Here is a 17,173-nt window from a genome sequence, read left to right as displayed (position 1 = left end):
TGCAGCCGGAGCCCCCCAAGCGGAACGGGCAGATGACAAAATCGCCGGACGGGCGGTCCTCGGATCGCATAATTTATCTACCAAGACGCGCTTCGATGACCGCCCGTCTTTCCCCACCCATCAACAGTCAGACGCAAAAGCGGGCGTGGCAAGGGATCACCACGACCGGGTTCTTTGAAAATCAGAAGTGAGGTTTAAACCGAGGTTCCACCAACGGTCATCTGGTCCATGCGCAAATGCGGCTGGCCAACACCAACAGGCACCCATTGGCCGCCTTTGCCGCAATTGCCGATGCCGGTGTCTAATTGCAGATCATTACCGATCATCGAGATTCGCTGCATTGCATCGGGACCATTGCCGATGAGCATTGCTCCCTTTACAGGCGCACCGATCTTGCCATTCTCAATCATGTAGGCCTCGGTACAGCCGAAGACGAACTTGCCGGACGTGATATCAACCTGTCCGCCACCAAATGAAACGGCGTAGATGCCTTTTTTGACCGATGCGATAATCTCTTCGGGCGTTTTATCGCCGCCAAGCATGTAAGTATTGGTCATGCGGGGCATCGGAGCATGGGCGTATGATTCGCGCCGTCCATTGCCTGTCGGTTGCATACCCATCAGTCGTGCATTCTGGCGGTCCTGCATGTAACCGACCAGAATACCGTCATCGATCAGCACGGTCTTGTTGGTCGGCATTCCTTCATCGTCTACAGTAAGTGAGCCGCGACGTTCCGAGATTGTCCCATCATCGACCACCGTGACACCTTTGGATGCCACTCGCTGGCCAAGCAGACCAGCAAAGGCAGAGGTTTTCTTCCGGTTGAAATCACCTTCAAGACCGTGGCCTACGGCTTCGTGCAGCATCACGCCCGGCCAACCGCTGGAAAGAACAATGTCAAATGTTCCCGCAGGGGCGGGGATGGCTTCTAAATTGACAAGTGCCTGCCGCAAGGCTTCGTCTGCAGCGTGTTGCCATTTATCGGTAGCAATGAAATCGCCAAATCCCTTGCGCCCGCCCGCGCCGTATGAGCCGCTCTCCTGCCGATCGCCATTGCCAACCACTACGGAAACGTTGAGCCGTACCATCGGGCGTATATCACGAACGAAATGACCATCCGCCCGCAAAATCTCGACCTGCTGCCATGAACCTGCGAGCGATACGGAAACCTGTCGTACCTTAGGGTCCTTCGCACGCAGATAAGCGTCGATCTCCTGCAGGAGTTTAACCTTGGCTTCGAAGCCCGGCGATCCAAGCGGATTTTCATCGCTGTAGAGACTGCTATTGGTTCCGGGAGGTGCGGCCGTATAGGCTCCGGCATGACCGGTCGTGACCGCCGAGGTTGCATCCGCGGCGCGTTTCAGTGCGCCGAGCGATAGTTCGCCCGCATGTGCATAACCGACTGCATCGCCAGCCACGGCCCGCAATCCAAAACCCTGGTCCTGATTGAACGAGCCGTTCTTCAACCGGCCATTGTCAAAGACAAGGCCTTCCGACTCGCGATACTCGATGAAAAGCTCACCATCGTCAGCACTCTTCAGGGTCTGCTTGACGGTATCCAGAATTTTTTCACGCGGCGCATCGAAACTGTCGATAAGGCTTTTCATTGTATCCGGTCCGGTTTCGTTAAAGTGCACCGGATGTAAGCCTTCAGGTCGCGCACGACAACCGCAATCTTGCGGAAAGGTCAGGGAAGGGCGTCAAAGCCTTCGCCGAAGCCATTGAGTTCTACCGGAATACCGATGCCTTCCTCAGGTGTCTGGAACACGATGAAGGTCGCAGCTTTGCCAGTCTTGAGCGTCTGTACGAGCTGTTCTTCCAGAATAACCTCAGCGTAGCAGCCATCCTCGAAGCAGCGTACGAAATAGGCGCGGCCAATGTCCTTGCCATCGACATTCAGGCCAAGGCCATTCGGAAGGAGTACGCCAAGTGGAGCAAGAACGCGCAAGATCTTTGCTTTGTTATCTGCAGTTTTCAGGACCACTACGGAAAGGCCCATTTCAGGGCGGTCAGCTGCCACAACGTTCTGGATAAGCGCGCACTGTTCTGATTTCGCACCTGCCGGTGTATCGCAAAGGATAGACCATGCACCGTGGGTGGACTTGACAGTTCCGCTTTGCGGCGCAGTGAAAGCGCTGCCAGAGAAGGCAGTCAATGATAGGGCAAAAATACCGGCAGCTATATTACGTAGGGCTAAAATGGACATGGTGGCTCCAAAACGAATCATCCAGACGTTAGACCGCCCGGAACCGGATGAAAAGAATGCTGCACGAACACTCCCCAAGGTATGGCAGCCTTTGTTGTGTTGTAGTGCAAAAATGGCTGCATTGTGGGCTTGCTTTATACTTATGCCGGAAAATGGCGGGCTAACCTTAAAAAATCGCAACTTTCATAGGTCTGCGCTTTTACATGACAAGCTGCGCGCAAAAATGCCGCATGAGATCACGTTCGCCTTCCTTGCGATGTAGGCTAATGTGTGGTTTGAACGCGACATGCGACCGGACCTCGAACGTCCGGCATTAACGTATGGAACTAATGCTTCATTCGGGAGATCTCTAGGTGAAGAAGAATATTGTCAAGCTGACCGGTATCCTGGGTAGCTTCCTGAGTGCCGGTACGGCCTTCGCGGCTCAGCCTGAGCCATGGCAAATGACATTCCAGCCAGCTGCATCCGGTATCATGGAGCAGATCATCTGGTTCGAGCGCTATACGCTGTGGTTCATTGTTCCAATCACGCTTTTCGTGATGGCATTGCTTGGCTGGGTGATGTTTCGTTATCGCGCCAGTGCCAATCCTGTCCCATCGAAGACCAGCCATAATACGGCTGTGGAAATCGTCTGGACTGTCGGCCCGGTAGTGATTCTTCTCTTCCTCGCTATTCCCTCCTTCCAGCTTTTGACTGCGCAATATTCACCTGAAGATCCCAAGCTCACAATCAAGGCAACCGGATATCAGTGGTATTGGGGCTATGAGTATCAAGCCAGCGAGACGCCTCTCTCGTTTGACTCGCTGATTCTCAAGGATACTGACCGCGCTGATGCCGGTAAGGAAGACATCAAGGCGTATCCGCGCCTTCTGGCTGTGGACAATGAAATGATCGTTCCGGTCAACACAACCGTTCGCATCCTTGCTACCGGCGCTGATGTTATTCACGCTTTTGCGATGCCTGCATTCGGTGTGAAGATCGACGCCGTACCTGGCCGTATGAACGAAACCTGGTTCAAGGCAGACAAAGAAGGCCTCTATTACGGTCAGTGCTCGGAAATCTGCGGCAAGGATCATGCTTTCATGCCGATCGCAATCCGCGTGGTGTCCGAGCAGCAGTACAATGCGTGGTACGCAGCGGCTGGCAGCGACCTGCCGGGGGCCTATAAAACACTCGCCGCATCAGTCGATGGTGGCAAGAATATCAATGTGGCTGGCAACTAAGCTGGCTGCGCTTTGCATTTGAGGAACGGGAGCTATCTCATGGCAGGTTCAGCTGCTCACGAAGCCCACGACGAACATCACGACCACAAACCTCGTGGTTGGACGCGTTGGGTCAATTCGACCAACCACAAGGATATCGGAACGCTTTATCTGATTTTCGCGATCATCGCGGGCATCATTGGCGGCACGCTTTCGATAGCCATGCGTGCGGAGCTTCAAGAGCCCGGCATTCAGATTTTCCATGGTCTTGCTGCCATGGTCTACGGTTTCGAGGGGGATGCAGCTATCGATGCCGGTAAGCACATGTTCCTTGTGTTCACGACGGCTCACGGTCTTATCATGATCTTCTTCATGGTTATGCCCGCGCTGATCGGTGGTTTCGCAAACTGGATGGTGCCAATCATGATCGGTGCGCCAGATATGGCGTTTCCCCGCATGAACAACATCTCTTTCTGGCTGCTCCCGCCAGCTTTGCTTCTCCTCATTTTGTCGCTCTTCGTTCAGGGTCCTGCAGGTGGTTACGGAACAGGCGGCGGCTGGACCATTTATCCGCCGCTTTCGACGACCGGTCAGCCTGGGCCGGCAATGGATTTTGCAATCCTCTCGCTCCACATTGCCGGTGCTTCGTCCATTCTCGGTGCGATCAACTTCATCACAACCATCTTCAACATGCGTGCGCCGGGCATGACCTTGCACAAGATGCCGCTGTTTGCATGGTCTGTATTGATCACCGCCTTCCTGCTGCTATTGGCGCTGCCAGTGCTTGCCGGTGGTATCACCATGCTTCTGACCGACCGCAACTTCGGTACGACATTCTTCTCGCCTGAAGGTGGCGGTGATCCGATCCTGTTCCAGCATCTGTTCTGGTTCTTTGGTCATCCGGAAGTGTACATCATGATTTTGCCAGCCTTCGGCATTGTCAGTCACATCGTTTCGACCTTCTCCAGAAAGCCAATCTTCGGCTATCTGGGCATGGCTTACGCGATGGTTGCCATCGGCGTGGTCGGCTTTATCGTCTGGGCGCATCACATGTACACAGTCGGTCTTTCGCTCGACACACAGCGTTACTTCGTCTTCGCGACGATGGTTATCGCGGTACCGACAGGCGTAAAGATCTTCTCGTGGATTGCTACGATGTGGGGCGGTTCGATTGAGTTTAAACCTCCAATGGTCTGGGCGATTGGCTTTATCTTCCTGTTCACCGTTGGCGGTGTTACAGGTGTTCAGTTGGCCAATGCCGGTCTCGATCGCGCAATGCATGACACTTACTACGTCGTCGCTCACTTCCACTACGTTCTGTCGTTGGGCGCTGTGTTTGGTATCTTCGCTGGCTGGTACTACTGGTTCCCGAAGATGACCGGTTACATGTACAACCACACGATTGCCCATACACACTTCTGGGTTATGTTCGTCGGTGTTAACCTGGTGTTCTTCCCGCAGCACTTCCTTGGACTTGCAGGTATGCCACGTCGCTATATCGACTATCCGGATGCTTTCCAGGGCTGGAACGAAGTATCGTCCATCGGATCGTATATTTCCGGTGTTGCGGTTCTGATCTTCCTCTTCGGTGTGTTCGAGGCATTTGCCAAGAAGCGTGAAGCAGGGGCTAATCCGTGGGGCGTAGGTGCAACGACACTCGAATGGCAGCTTTCATCGCCTCCGCCATTCCACCAGTGGGAACAGCTCCCACGCATCAAGTAATGATCACAATAACCGGGCTGCAAAACAGCCCGGTTATCTCCTGAATAAATCCGATACTTCAAGATTGAGCGCATGTCACTGATTGAGAAACACGCAACACTGGATGCAAACATTGGCCTCTCGGAAGCCAGTGCATCAGATTATATTGCGCTCCTCAAACCGCGTGTAATGTCGCTCGTCGTGTTTACAGGCTTTGTTGGTTTGATGGCGGCACCTGGTCACATCAATCCGGTTATTGCCGCGATTGCGATCCTTTGTATCGCCGTTGGAGCCGGTGCGTCCGGTGCTCTCAATATGTGGTATGATGCCGATATTGATGCAGTCATGAAGCGTACGGCCAAACGACCCATTCCCGCCGGTCGGTTGTCACGTGATGAAGCGCTGACCTTTGGCCTACTGCTGTCAATTTTCTCTGTTCTGACAATCGGCCTGTTCGTCAATTTACTTTCAGCCTTTTTGCTGGCTTTCACGATTTTCTTCTACGCAGTCGTTTATACGATGTGGCTGAAGCGCTCGACACCGCAGAACATTGTTATCGGTGGTGCAGCAGGGGCGTTCCCGCCCATGATCGGCTGGGCCGCTGTGACCGGTTCGGTCAGCATGGAAAGTATTGTTCTTTTCCTGATCATCTTCCTATGGACACCACCTCACTTTTGGGCGTTGTCGCTGTTCATGTCCGACGATTATGAGAAGGCGAAAATTCCGATGATGCCGAATGTCATGGGCGAGGCATCAACGAAATTCCAGATCTGGCTTTACACGATTTTGGTAGCACCTGTGGCCATACTTCCTTGGATCATGGGCTTTGCCGGACCTGTTTATGGGGTGTTCTCCATCGTCATGGGTTTTGCATTTTTGTACTCGGCCTGGACAGTCTGGCGTTCCGAAGTCGGTGAGGCAATGATCAGGCCCGCCAAGAAGATGTTCGCATTTTCCATCTTTTATCTCTTCAGCCTTTATGCCGTTCTGCTTGGTGAGATACTCGTGCGTAAAGCACTACTGGTTTTGGGTGTGTGAAATGAGCGAGGATCGCGTAACTCTAAGTGACAAGCAAAAACGGGCACGCCGCAGCCGTTCGCTGGCGCTGGCGCTGGCGCTCGCTGCTTTTGTCATTATTGTCTATGTCGGTACATGGGCTAAACTCGGTGCCAACATATTGAATAGGCCTATGTGATGAGCATTGAGACTGATCATGGCGCACCGGCGTCGGTGACAAAGCGTAAGGTTTCCGACCGGACGATCGCTATCTCCTGCCTCGCATTCTTCTTTGGCATGGTAGGTATGGCTTTCGCGGCGGTGCCGCTTTACGCAATGTTCTGTCAGGTGACGGGCTATGGCGGTACAACACAACGCGTCGAGCAAATGTCGGATACAATCCTCGACAAGACAATTACCGTGCGTTTCGATGCCAATACATCAGGTGGTCTGCCATGGGACTTCAGGCCCATGCAGCGCGATGTAACGATGAAAATCGGCGAAACAAAACTAATTAAATATGAAGCCAGAAACATCACGTCACAGCCGACCTCGGGACGCGCGCTGTTCAACGTGACACCGATGGCTGCTGGTGCTTATTTCAACAAAGTCGAGTGTTTTTGTTTCACCGACACTGTTTTGAAGCCCGGCGAAGATCTTGAAATGCCGGTCGTGTTTTTCGTTGATCCGGAGATTGTAAATGCTCCCGAACTCAAGGGCGTAAATACGATTACGCTATCCTACACATTCTTTCCGATACCAATGCCTGCGCCCGTTGCGGCCAGCGCAGAGGTGAACAAGACAACGACATCGGGACAGCTCTGAAGAGATGTCGATGTCTAGTGCAATAAAGAGACCTTGCGGGGGTTAACATGGCCGAAGCGCACCAAAAGAACCACGATTATCATATTATCGATCCGAGCCCCTGGCCGTTCCTTGCCTCGGTCGGCGCATTCATCCTTGCCATTGGCGGTATTGGCTTCATGCAATACAACAAGGGTGGCGAGTTCATCCTGTTCAAGGCCAATCTGACAACTCCTTGGCTGTTCGCCATAGGCTTGGTCATCGTGCTTTACACGATGTATGGCTGGTGGTCGGATACGATCAAGGAAGGCAAGCAGGGACATCACACCCGCGTTGTGTCGCTGCATCTTCGTTACGGCATGATCATGTTCATCGCATCGGAAGTGATGTTCTTTGCTGCATGGTTCTGGGCATTCTTTGATGTGAGCCTATATCCAGGCGAAGTCGAACAGGTTGCACGCACAACCTTTACCGGTGGTGTTTGGCCTCCCAAGGGACTTGAAGTTCTCGATCCTTTGCATTTACCGCTCTACAACACCGTCATCCTTCTGCTGTCGGGGACAACTGTTACCTGGGCGCACCATGCATTGATCCACAATGACCGCAAAGGCTTGATAACGGGACTCTCGCTCACAGTTGTGCTGGGCGTTCTCTTCTCGTTTGTTCAGGCATATGAATACATCCATGCGCCGTTTGCATTCAAAGATTCGATCTATGGTGCAACATTCTTTATGGCGACGGGTTTCCACGGCTTCCACGTTATCATCGGAACGATCTTTTTGGCGATTTGCCTGCTTCGTTCGGTCCGTGGTGACTTCACGCCAGACAAGCATTTCGGTTTTGAGGCCGCTGCCTGGTATTGGCATTTCGTCGACGTAGTCTGGCTGTTCCTTTTCTTCACGATCTACGTCTGGGCATCGTGGGGTGCGCCGATCGCCGCCGGCCACTAAACTGGCAAGTTCAACAATAAAGAGAGCGGTCGCAGCAATGCGGCCGCTCTCTTTATTTTGGCGCAATGCTGCGGCATGGGTTTGCCATGGTTCGTAGAAATCTGTCACTGCTGATTATTTGCCTCATAACAATGTGGGCAACATTTGCTTATGGGGGTGCAACGGTTGATTTGGTGCGGGTGGAAAAATCGTTGCGCAAGATGCAGCTTTTATCCGGAAGTACCGTAGTCAAAGAGTATAAGATTGCTCTTGGCGCTCGACCAGTAGGGCACAAGCGATGGGAAGGCGACGAGCGTACGCCGGAAGGCCGTTACATCCTCGACTGGCGTAATCCGAAGAGCATGGCTCACAAATCCATCCATATTTCTTATCCGAATGCTCAGGACAAGGCTGCCGCCAAGTCCATGGGAGTATCGCCCGGCGGTGCGATCATGATTCACGGAGCGGTTAATGGTTATGGTTGGTGGGGTTGGGTGCTTCAACTTATCGACTGGACAGATGGGTGCATAGCGGTCACTAATCCCGAGATGGATGAAATCTGGACTCTCGTCCAAGATGGAACGCCAATCGAAATTTATCCTTGAGTGATTTACGATGAACGAAGACTCCGCCCTTTATCCGCCCGTCGACCCATTTGCCGCGGGAGTGAAGGCCAAATGCCCTCGTTGCGGGCAGGGGAAATTGTTCGATGGTTTCATCACTCCAGCCAAGCGCTGCAATAGCTGCGGTCTGGACTATTCGTTCATTGATTCCGGCGATGGCCCGGCAGTTCTTGTCATGCTGCTCATTGGCTTTATCGTTGTCGGATTGGCACTGTGGATGGAAGTCAATGTTGATCCACCCCTCTGGGTGCACTTCCTTTTGTGGATACCTCTGGCGCTGTTATTGTGCTTGACGGCACTCCGCTGGATGAAGGGCGTATTGATCGCCCTTCAATACAAACATAAGGCCGCAGAGGGCCAACTGGATCTTCCGTCATCAAATGAATAGCAGTTCAGACATTGTGGAGCGTCGGCGCTTCCCGTGGATCACGCTGATTCTCGGCTCCATTGTCTTTGCCATTCTCATTGGTCTGGGGACCTGGCAGGTGGAGCGTCTGCAATGGAAAGAAAATCTGCTCGCAGAAATCGAACAAAGGACCCATGCGACGCCCGCTTCACTTAGCGAAATCGAGAGCCTATGGGCAGAAAAACACGATGTTGACTATCGGACGATCAAGGTAGCTGGCCAGTTCATTGATGGGCAGGAACGTCATTACTTGGCAACATACCAAGGTATGTCAGGTTTTTATATCTACGCACCGCTACGGCTGGAGGACGGCCGGGTCGTGTTCATCAATCGCGGTTTCGTACCTTATGACAAGAAAGAACCGGCTAGCCGTGGCCAGAGCGCACAGGGGCCCGTGACGATAAACGGCTTGGCGCGTAATCCCCTTGCCGCCAAACCCTCGTCCCTCGTTCCGGACAACGATCTGAAGGCCAATATATATTACTGGAAGGATTTGCCGGTAATGGCGGCTCAGTCTGGTGTGCCGCAAGACAAACTTGTGCCTTTCTTTATCGATGCGGACAAAACGCCAAATCCGAGTGGACTGCCTGTCGGTGGAGTGACAATTATCGATTTGCCAAATAGCCATTTGCAATATGCGGTCACGTGGTATGGGCTCGCCGCAACTCTGCTGGCTATAGCAGGCATATCGGTCTGGCGGCGTACTCATCCAAAGCCGGATGAGACGGATCAATCTAAAGGTTCGGGGTTGACTTCGCGCTGAATGCCGCCCAATTCCAAGAAGACATAATTCTAGCCGAGATATGACGATGACCGACAAAGCTCCATTGACAATCCGCCTTTGCGGACCGCGCGGTTTCTGCGCGGGAGTGGATAGGGCAATCCAGATCGTTATACTGGCATTGAAGAAGTATGGCGCTCCCGTGTATGTTCGTCATGAGATTGTTCACAACCGTTATGTGGTCGAAGGGTTGCAGGCACGAGGCGCGGTGTTTGTTGAAGAGTTGGATGAAATTCCTGCGGAACATCGCGATCAACCCGTCGTCTTCTCAGCGCACGGGGTGCCGAAATCGGTTCCCGCAGACGCTGAAAACAAGAACCTGTTTTACCTTGACGCAACATGCCCCCTTGTCTCCAAGGTACATAAACAGGCGATGCGCCATCAACGCCTTGGACGTCATGTGGTTCTGGTGGGGCACTCAGGTCATCCGGAAGTAATCGGTACTATGGGACAGTTACCGGAAGGGGCTGTAACGCTCATCGAAACCATCGAAGATGCCGCGAGCTATGTGCCTTCGGACCCAGAAAATCTTGGTTTCGTGACACAGACTACCCTGTCTGTGGATGATACAGCCGGTATATTGGCAACCTTGCAAGAGCGCTTCCCGGCACTCACTGCACCGGCGGCCGAGTCCATTTGCTATGCGACGACCAATCGTCAGGATGCCGTCAAAGCTGCGGCACCCGGCTGTGATCTGTTTTTAATTGTTGGTGCGCCGAATTCCTCCAATTCCAAGCGGTTGGTTGAGGTTGCGGAACGCGCTGGCGCCAGACAATCGCTTCTGGTTCAGCGCGCATCCGATATTGACTGGAGCGGTGTTGGCGAAATTACAACGGTTGGTCTTTCAGCCGGGGCCTCCGCACCGGAGATCATTGTCGATGAGATCATCCAATCGTTTTCAGAGCGGTATTCGGTTTCGATTGAGTTGGCCGAGACGACTGTTGAAACAGAGAATTTCCATGTTATGCGCGATCTGCGGGATGTAGAACTGACAAGCCACGACATGGCTTTCGTCAATGGAACCCACTGACCATGGCTGTCTATACTGATATTAATGAAGTCGATCTCGCACAGTTTCTGAAAAATTACGACATCGGGGAATTACTTTCCTATAAGGGCATTGCCGAAGGTGTCGAAAACTCGAACTATCTCCTGCACACAAGCAAGGCCGCCTTCATTCTCACACTCTATGAGAAGCGGGTCGATAGTAACGATTTGCCTTTCTTTCTAGGTCTTATGGAGCATCTTGCAGGCAAAGGCATCAGCTGTCCTCTGCCCGTTGTACAGAAGTCGGGCTCGAATATTGGGGAACTTGCGGGTCGTCCGGCGGCCATTGTAACTTTTCTCGAAGGCATGTGGATGCGCAGGCCAACGGTGCAGCATTGTGCTGCTCTTGGAGAGGCGCTGGCACACATGCACCTTGCAGGCGAGGATTTCCCCTTAAACCGCAAGAACTCGCTGTCAGTGGATGGCTGGCGGCCTTTATGGAATAACTCAAGAGCCGACGCGGACCGCGTAGAGGCGGGGCTTGTGAAAGAAACCGAGGAGGAATTGTCTTTTCTTGAAAAGAACTGGCCGTCACACCTTCCTTCTGGCGTCATTCACGCGGATATGTTTCCCGATAATGTCTTTTTCCTTGGCAGCAAGCTGTCCGGAATCATCGACTTCTATTTCGCCTGCACGGATATTCTGGCGTACGACGTTGCGGTTTGCCTGAATGCCTGGTGCTTCGAGAAAGATAACTCGTTCAATTTGACGAAGGGTACAGCGTTACTACGCGGCTATAACTCTGTCCGGCCATTGTCAGAGGAAGAGGCTGCAAGTCTACCTGTTCTGGCTCGTGGTTCAGCACTGCGTTTTATGCTCACGAGGCTTTATGACTGGCTTAACACGCCCGAAGGCAGTTTCGTGGTCAAAAAAGATCCGCTCGAGTATTTACGCCGCATGCGCTTTCATAGGCAGATCATATCTTCCGATGAGTATGGGCTGGTACTTGAGGGGCAAAAAACGTGAAAGAGATTCAAGCTTTTACCGACGGCGCATGCTCAGGCAACCCAGGCCCCGGGGGGTGGGGTGCTGTCCTTCGCTGGAACGGCAATGAAAAAGAGCTTTCTGGTGGCGAGGCGGATACCACTAATAATCGCATGGAGCTGATGGCCGCGATCGCGGCATTGAATGCATTGAAAGAGCCTTGCCAAGTCGATGTCTATACCGATTCAGTCTATGTCCGAGACGGCATTTCCGGCTGGATCGAGGGCTGGAAAAGAAATGGCTGGAAAACGGCAGCGAAAAAGCCCGTAAAGAACGCCGAACTTTGGCAAGCGTTGGATGAGGCGCGCAAGCGCCATAAGGTTGTCTGGCACTGGGTGAAAGGTCATGCAGGCCATCCGGAAAATGAGCGGGCCGATGAATTGGCCCGCGCTGGTATGGCACCCTATAAGCGCAAGTAGTCGGCAAGGACGAGGGTTTCGATCCTTGCCGGACTTATCAGATTTGTTCGAGAATTGTCGCAGCGCTGGAAGTAATTGCCTGACCCGGCGATTCTTCGATATTGAGTTGCTTCACTACACCGTCTTCAACCAGCATGGAATAACGCTTGGAGCGCACGCCCATATTGCCTGCGCCAAGATCGATGTCCAAACCAACATCCTTCGTAAAGGTGGCATTGCCATCAGAAAGATATTGGATTTTGCCCTCGCCATTGGTGGCCTTGGCCCACGCGCCCATGACATGTGGATCGTTGACGGCAACAACCACAATGGAATCCACGCCTTTGGCGAGAATGGCGTCACGGTTTTCCAGATAGCCCGGCAGGTGGTTCATGCTGCAGGTCGGAGTGAACGCCCCGGGTACAGCAAACAGCACTACTCTTTTGCCTTTGAACAGCGCCTCGGAGCTGACTTCACTGACACCGTCATCGGATTTGGTTTTAAATTTTGCGTCGGGCAAACGCTCGCCCACTTTAATCGTCATGAATTAGCTCCCTGGGGAAAATTGCAACACAGCAGACATAGTACCGCTGCCATGTTTTTACGAGTTATTCGCGGACGTCAATCGTTCCTGAGACCGCCTGTTTACCCTGAACCAATGTGTAATTCAGCACCATCGATTTCTCGTGCTTTCCAGAGGCAATAGGTATGGAGAAAACAGCGCGTTTAGGGTCACGCTTTTCCAGCTTGGCCATTCCATAGACTACAGATCCATTACCAGCGGCAAATACATCAATATCAGGATCGTTCGACGGCAAATTGACTGCAAGTTTAATTTCATCGTCAGTCTTGGTGGCCAATGTGGCTCCAAAGCTCGCACTGGCGCTGGAAGGCAACTGTTCAAACGCAGTACTTACAAGTGTTTTCGAAAGACTGTCGGATTGTGTGTTATCGATGGGGATATCGAACTCGGCCGTAACGGGGATGCAAATTGTCTCGCATATACCGAGGAACGCATGTCCCTTCAGGCGGGCCGGCTGGTTAGGCGCTGCCAAAGTCAGCGTGACTGGTAAAGAAACCGGTTTTTTGTAACCAGCCCAATGCGTACCTCCATCGTCAAAGCGGTGTGGTGCCGGAAAGGCAAGTGTAGCATTTTTGACATTTGTGCTGCCGGAGATACTCAATTCAGGTGGCACGCCTGCATCCCCGGGTTCGCGCCAATAGGTTTTCCAGCCCGGATCAAGGTTTATCTGAATGACGCCGCGCACCTCGGTTGCTTGTGGCAACGGATTATCGATAACCAGACGAACACTGCCTCCGGGTGTTTTCGTCCATTCGGAGCTTCCCGCATGCGCCTGAAAGGCAGTGGCCAGAGCAATCAGAAAAATAAACAGTTTGATCTTCATATCTAACCATTACAGCCCTCAGGGACGTGGGCAAGAAGGCTGGAGCCATAAGCCATCATTTCTGCGTGAGCTTTCCGAGAGCAGTGAATTATACGGATGGTTACAATTCGTTATCCATGCCCGTTGTCATTTGTGAATTCCTTGATACCTTTATTGCCATGGAGATTTTCAGAGACGCCAGTAAGAATACAGGATTTCTGAATGGACAGTTCCTTCTCGCAATGCCGGGAATGGATGATAGCCGTTTTGCACGCTCTGTAATTTACGTATGCGCTCATTCCGAAAAAGGTGCGATGGGGCTAATTATAAATCGCTCTCAGGAAATGGAATTTGCCGACATTCTGGTTCAACTCGGTGTGCTCGACGAGGAACAAGCTATCGTAATGCCGGATAGGACGCGAGATTTTCTCGTACGCAGCGGAGGTCCTGTCGAAATGAGGCGCGGTTTCGTGCTGCATTCGGATGATTATCTTACGGATTCGACGATGCCTGTCGCTGAGGAAATTTGTTTGACCGGAACCATCGATATTCTCAGGGCGATCTCTGGAGGGCGAGGACCGCGCAAAGCCCTCATGACACTTGGGTACTCAGGTTGGGCATCCGGTCAGCTGGAAACTGAGATAGCAAATAATGGCTGGCTGACGTGCCATGCTCCTCAGGAATTACTATTCGATACTGATATGGATCGCAAATACGATCGAATTCTCAGCCATATGGGCGTTGACCCATCAAGGCTGGCAACTGTGGCAGGCCATGCTTAGCCTACTTAATCATTCAAGATGCCTTTGACTGCTGGAATTGGTCCCGGAGCAACTTGGTTGCCACGTCCAATGTCAGCGGCGGGCTGAACATAAAGCTCTGGGCAAATTCACATCCCATCTGGCGCAGTTGCAAAGCATCGCTTTCGTTCTCGATACCTTCTGTGACAACTGACAACCCCAAGTCATGCGCCATGCTGATCATCGAGCGCAGCAGTGTTACCTTTTGCGGTTGATCCGCTTTCAGGAACGATCGGTCGATTTTGATCATGTCGAAAGGGAATGAGGTCAGATAGGATAGAGAAGAATATCCTGTTCCAAAGTCATCGAGAGAAACGCCGACGCCCATCGCCTTGATGCTTGACAGCACGTAGGCCGAACGCTCGGGGTTCTCCATCATAAGAGATTCCGTTAGTTCCAATTTCAGGCTGGCGGGGTTGATCTGTGTTTGCACCAGAACAGAACGCACATCGTCAATCAAATCCTGCCGGATTAATTGGCTGCTGGAAATATTCACCGACACGAATAATGGTGTCGCACCGAGATTACGCTGCCAATTTACCAGATCATCTGCGGCACGCTGCATGGCAAACAAACCAAGCTGAACAATCAGGCCGGAACTCTCCGCAATTGGTATGAATTCCGATGGCGGTATAGAGCCACGACGCGGGTGATCCCATCGCATAAGCGCTTCAAAGCCAGCAATGCTATTGTCTTCAAGGCGTATGATGGGCTGGTATGCCATATGAATTTCGCGGCGCTCAAGCGCTCGGCGCAAATCGGATTCCAGTTGGAGCCGGTCACTGCCAACGGCCCGGAAAGCAGGACGGAATGGCTCGATGCGGTCGCCACCAAAACGTTTAGCCTGATACATAGCCAGTTCGGCGTCTTTGACCAGATCCTCAGGAGACGCAGAACTGCCGCTTGTCCAGGTAATCAAACCAAGCGAGGCAGTCAGCACAATCTCACGTTTCGAAAATGCTATAGGTGCGCGGATTGCCTGTTTGATCGCCTCGGCAAAGGCCGCGATTTTTGCAGGTTCGCTTTCCGACACAAGGATAAGACCGAATTGATCTGCGGAGAGACGGCTCAATGTGTCCTGCGGGCGTAATAGCCGATGCAGACGCCGCGATATGGTCAGCAGGAATGTATCGCCAGCAGACATGCCGAGACCGTCATTGACCTGCTTGAAACGGTCTATGTCGATGATGAAAATCGTCGGACGCAGTTTGCTTTCGGTCTGCGCCATGGTGATGACAGAACCCAGGCGATCAAGGAATAGTTCGCGATTGGGCAGGCCCGTGAGGTTGTCGTGGACCGCATCATGCAACAGACGTTCTTCCGCCTTTTTCTGCTCGGTCACGTCAATAAGCGTGCCGACACAACGTACGATCTCTCCATCAGAGCCGATAACTGGCCGCGCTTTCAAGGAATACCAGTAATAATGGCCGTCATTGGCGCGCAAGCGGAAGGTCTGGGAAATACGCCCGCGCCGGTTTTCGAGAATAACATCAAGCGTTGTACGGAAGCGGTCGCGGTCGTCAGCATGCAGCGTCGGCAGCCAATTGCGGACAGCGCCATGTAGCGAACTGGCAGACGCGCCAAGGAAGTTGGTGAGGTCCGGGGTAGTCACAACGCGATCCCTTGGAACGTCCCAATCCCAGACTATATCGCCGGAACCGATAATGGCGAGGGCTTGTCGCTCGACGTCCGAGAAAAGTCCCTGTTGCAGTGCCCCGCCGGAGAATGCATGTTGCATGACGGTAAAGCCGATGAGCAGCACAATCAGGACCAGCCCTCCAGCTAGGGCCGGTTGGATAATATCGTTGGATAACAGGCCGGAAACAGTCAGCCAACTGCCGAGCAGCCAGACCAATAGCAGCATCCATGTCGGTATCAGCATGATCGCCCGGTCATAGCTCCGGAAAGAGAAAAACCCGATTAGCAATGTCCCGGAAATGATGGTCAATGCGAACGAAAAGCGGGCAATGCCGGCGGCAATTGGTGGATCAAAAATGGCGACACCCGAGACGATAGCCAGACCCAAAATCCAGGTAAGTGCACCATAGCTAAAGTTGTCATGCCATCGATTGAGATTGAGATAGGTAAAAAGAAAAATCACCAAAGTTGCAGCAAGCGCAACCTCGGTACCCGCGCGCCAAACTTGCTCATTGCCGGGTGTTATTTCAATGAGTTTGTTCCAGAACCCGAAATCCACGCAGATATAGGCCAAAACGGCCCACGCCAAAGCTGCCGTAGCAGGGAAGAGGGACGTGCCTTTGACCACAAAAAGAATGGTGAGAAACAAGGCGAGCAAACCCGCGATGCCAAGCAGGATACCACGATAGAGTGTATAGGAATTGACTGTATCCTTGTAGGCATTTGGCTCCCATACATACACCTGAGGCAGGTTGGGAGACGCCAGCTCGGCAACGAGGGTTATTACGGAACCCGGATTGAGAGTGATCAGGAATATATCGGCATCTTCGCTGGCTTGCCGGTCAAGCGCAAAACCTTCACTTGGTGTGATCGAGGTAATGCGGGTTGAACCCAGATCGGGCCAGATAAAACCCGAGCCAACGAGCCGGAAGTGCGGCGCAACGATCAGGCGGTCAATCTGTTCATCAGTTGGGTTTGCAAGAGCGAAGGCAGCCCAATCCCCAGTCGCGCGCTTGTCATTGGCAGGAACCTCAATACGGCGCACAATACCATCGGTGCCGGGAGCGGTGGAAACCTGAAAGGTCTCACCCTGATTGCTGTATACTTCCACAGCCTTGGAAAGGTCGAGCGCAGTGCTTTCCTTGGTGATCTTGATGGTCTCGAATGCTTGGGCAGTCGCGTGAAGCGACAACAGCGAAACGATAAGGACACACATGCGCAACAAGCTTTTCAGCATATGTCCGGTCAATAAAGTCACTGATATTACCTTTGC

Annotated in this window: 18 protein-coding genes; 13 read left to right on the top strand and 5 right to left on the bottom strand. The window is 52.7% G+C overall.

The genetic code is table 11. The features are described from left to right. Positions 1-194: 194 nt before the first annotated feature. Positions 195-1,607 (bottom strand): metalloprotease TldD, encoded by a 1,413-nt coding sequence (tldD, locus tag ABKW30_RS26365; RefSeq protein ID WP_348601920.1) that lies wholly within the window; start codon positions 1,605-1,607, stop codon positions 195-197. An 80-nt stretch (positions 1,608-1,687) separates the two neighbouring features. Next, on the bottom strand, positions 1,688-2,206 hold the full coding sequence (locus ABKW30_RS26360; protein WP_348601919.1) for an invasion associated locus B family protein: 519 nt from the start codon (positions 2,204-2,206) through the stop codon (positions 1,688-1,690). Between the two features lie 353 nt (positions 2,207-2,559). Here ABKW30_RS26360 and coxB point away from each other — a divergent pair, with 353 nt between their 5' ends. From coxB to rnhA, 12 genes are all read left to right on the top strand, one after another. Then, positions 2,560-3,429 carry a cytochrome c oxidase subunit II gene (gene coxB / locus ABKW30_RS26355; protein WP_348601918.1) on the top strand — a complete coding sequence of 290 codons (870 nt, stop codon included), beginning with the start codon at positions 2,560-2,562 and terminating at the stop codon, positions 3,427-3,429. Between the two features lie 39 nt (positions 3,430-3,468). Then, positions 3,469-5,130 carry a cytochrome c oxidase subunit I gene (ctaD, locus tag ABKW30_RS26350; RefSeq protein WP_348601917.1) on the top strand — a complete coding sequence of 554 codons (1,662 nt, stop codon included), beginning with the start codon at positions 3,469-3,471 and terminating at the stop codon, positions 5,128-5,130. A gap of 72 nt (positions 5,131-5,202) precedes the next feature. Then, positions 5,203-6,147 (top strand): heme o synthase, encoded by a 945-nt coding sequence (gene cyoE, locus ABKW30_RS26345; protein ID WP_348601916.1) that lies wholly within the window; start codon positions 5,203-5,205, stop codon positions 6,145-6,147. Between the two features lies 1 nt (position 6,148). Beyond that, a complete protein-coding gene (locus ABKW30_RS26340) occupies positions 6,149-6,304 on the top strand; it encodes a hypothetical protein (protein WP_348601915.1) in 156 nt (51 codons plus the stop codon). Next, on the top strand, positions 6,304-6,930 hold the full coding sequence (locus ABKW30_RS26335) for a cytochrome c oxidase assembly protein (RefSeq protein WP_348601914.1): 627 nt from the start codon (positions 6,304-6,306) through the stop codon (positions 6,928-6,930). The genes ABKW30_RS26340 and ABKW30_RS26335 overlap by 1 nt, the downstream gene beginning before the upstream one ends. Positions 6,931-6,977: 47 nt before the next feature. Beyond that, complete coding sequence (locus tag ABKW30_RS26330; protein WP_348601913.1) at positions 6,978-7,859, top strand: cytochrome c oxidase subunit 3; 882 nt, start codon at positions 6,978-6,980, stop codon at positions 7,857-7,859. Between the two features lie 86 nt (positions 7,860-7,945). After that, complete coding sequence (locus ABKW30_RS26325) at positions 7,946-8,443, top strand: L,D-transpeptidase family protein (RefSeq protein ID WP_348601912.1); 498 nt, start codon at positions 7,946-7,948, stop codon at positions 8,441-8,443. 10 nt (positions 8,444-8,453) lie between these two features. After that, positions 8,454-8,849 (top strand): DUF983 domain-containing protein, encoded by a 396-nt coding sequence (locus tag ABKW30_RS26320; protein ID WP_348601911.1) that lies wholly within the window; start codon positions 8,454-8,456, stop codon positions 8,847-8,849. Further along, positions 8,842-9,630 carry an SURF1 family protein gene (locus ABKW30_RS26315; RefSeq protein WP_348601910.1) on the top strand — a complete coding sequence of 263 codons (789 nt, stop codon included), beginning with the start codon at positions 8,842-8,844 and terminating at the stop codon, positions 9,628-9,630. The genes ABKW30_RS26320 and ABKW30_RS26315 overlap by 8 nt, the downstream gene beginning before the upstream one ends. Before the next feature lie 46 nt (positions 9,631-9,676). After that, positions 9,677-10,678 (top strand): 4-hydroxy-3-methylbut-2-enyl diphosphate reductase, encoded by a 1,002-nt coding sequence (ispH, locus tag ABKW30_RS26310; RefSeq protein WP_348601909.1) that lies wholly within the window; start codon positions 9,677-9,679, stop codon positions 10,676-10,678. Positions 10,679-10,680: 2 nt separating this feature from the next. Continuing rightward, on the top strand, positions 10,681-11,661 hold the full coding sequence (locus ABKW30_RS26305) for a homoserine kinase (protein ID WP_348601908.1): 981 nt from the start codon (positions 10,681-10,683) through the stop codon (positions 11,659-11,661). After that, positions 11,658-12,098, top strand: a complete 441-nt coding sequence (rnhA, locus tag ABKW30_RS26300) for a ribonuclease HI (protein ID WP_348601907.1) — start codon at positions 11,658-11,660, stop codon at positions 12,096-12,098. The genes ABKW30_RS26305 and rnhA overlap by 4 nt, the downstream gene beginning before the upstream one ends. Positions 12,099-12,135: 37 nt before the next feature. Here rnhA and ABKW30_RS26295 read toward each other — a convergent pair whose 3' ends face one another. Together ABKW30_RS26295 and ABKW30_RS26290 are read right to left on the bottom strand one after the other, a co-directional pair. Further along, positions 12,136-12,621, bottom strand: a complete 486-nt coding sequence (locus ABKW30_RS26295; RefSeq protein WP_348601906.1) for a peroxiredoxin — start codon at positions 12,619-12,621, stop codon at positions 12,136-12,138. Positions 12,622-12,685: 64 nt separating this feature from the next. Next, positions 12,686-13,483 (bottom strand): protein-disulfide reductase DsbD domain-containing protein, encoded by a 798-nt coding sequence (locus ABKW30_RS26290; protein ID WP_348601905.1) that lies wholly within the window; start codon positions 13,481-13,483, stop codon positions 12,686-12,688. A gap of 158 nt (positions 13,484-13,641) precedes the next feature. On the opposite strand from ABKW30_RS26290, the gene ABKW30_RS26285 reads away from it, so the two are divergent. Continuing rightward, positions 13,642-14,244 carry a YqgE/AlgH family protein gene (locus tag ABKW30_RS26285; protein ID WP_348601931.1) on the top strand — a complete coding sequence of 201 codons (603 nt, stop codon included), beginning with the start codon at positions 13,642-13,644 and terminating at the stop codon, positions 14,242-14,244. Positions 14,245-14,257: 13 nt separating this feature from the next. On the opposite strand, the gene ABKW30_RS26280 is transcribed toward ABKW30_RS26285, so the two are convergent. After that, a complete protein-coding gene (locus ABKW30_RS26280) occupies positions 14,258-17,116 on the bottom strand; it encodes an EAL domain-containing protein (RefSeq protein ID WP_348601930.1) in 2,859 nt (952 codons plus the stop codon). Between the last annotated feature and the right edge of the window lie 57 nt (positions 17,117-17,173).

The sequence above is a fragment of the Phyllobacterium sp. SB3 genome (genome assembly GCF_040009165.1).
GTDB lineage: Bacteria > Pseudomonadota > Alphaproteobacteria > Rhizobiales > Rhizobiaceae > Phyllobacterium.
Note: the sequence above shows the minus strand (reverse complement) of the source record. Positions and strands in the feature narration are given on the sequence as shown.

Bases quoted from the DNA above. Each gene is read 5' to 3' on its own strand.
- ispH (WP_348601909.1), top strand. From the start codon at position 9,677: ATGACCGACAAAGCTCCATTGACAATCCGCCTTTGCGGACCGCGCGGT.
- ABKW30_RS26325 (WP_348601912.1), top strand. From the start codon at position 7,946: ATGGTTCGTAGAAATCTGTCACTGCTGATTATTTGCCTCATAACAATG.
- ABKW30_RS26330 (WP_348601913.1), top strand. From the start codon at position 6,978: ATGGCCGAAGCGCACCAAAAGAACCACGATTATCATATTATCGATCCG.
- ABKW30_RS26335 (WP_348601914.1), top strand. From the start codon at position 6,304: ATGAGCATTGAGACTGATCATGGCGCACCGGCGTCGGTGACAAAGCGT.
- ctaD (WP_348601917.1), top strand. From the start codon at position 3,469: ATGGCAGGTTCAGCTGCTCACGAAGCCCACGACGAACATCACGACCAC.
- ABKW30_RS26295 (WP_348601906.1), bottom strand. From the start codon at position 12,621: ATGACGATTAAAGTGGGCGAGCGTTTGCCCGACGCAAAATTTAAAACC.
- cyoE (WP_348601916.1), top strand. From the start codon at position 5,203: ATGTCACTGATTGAGAAACACGCAACACTGGATGCAAACATTGGCCTC.
- ABKW30_RS26290 (WP_348601905.1), bottom strand. From the start codon at position 13,483: ATGAAGATCAAACTGTTTATTTTTCTGATTGCTCTGGCCACTGCCTTT.
- ABKW30_RS26285 (WP_348601931.1), top strand. From the start codon at position 13,642: ATGGAGATTTTCAGAGACGCCAGTAAGAATACAGGATTTCTGAATGGA.
- tldD (WP_348601920.1), bottom strand. From the start codon at position 1,607: ATGAAAAGCCTTATCGACAGTTTCGATGCGCCGCGTGAAAAAATTCTG.
- ABKW30_RS26320 (WP_348601911.1), top strand. From the start codon at position 8,454: ATGAACGAAGACTCCGCCCTTTATCCGCCCGTCGACCCATTTGCCGCG.
- ABKW30_RS26305 (WP_348601908.1), top strand. From the start codon at position 10,681: ATGGCTGTCTATACTGATATTAATGAAGTCGATCTCGCACAGTTTCTG.
- ABKW30_RS26340 (WP_348601915.1), top strand. From the start codon at position 6,149: ATGAGCGAGGATCGCGTAACTCTAAGTGACAAGCAAAAACGGGCACGC.
- ABKW30_RS26280 (WP_348601930.1), bottom strand. From the start codon at position 17,116: ATGTGTGTCCTTATCGTTTCGCTGTTGTCGCTTCACGCGACTGCCCAA.
- ABKW30_RS26360 (WP_348601919.1), bottom strand. From the start codon at position 2,206: ATGTCCATTTTAGCCCTACGTAATATAGCTGCCGGTATTTTTGCCCTA.
- ABKW30_RS26315 (WP_348601910.1), top strand. From the start codon at position 8,842: ATGAATAGCAGTTCAGACATTGTGGAGCGTCGGCGCTTCCCGTGGATC.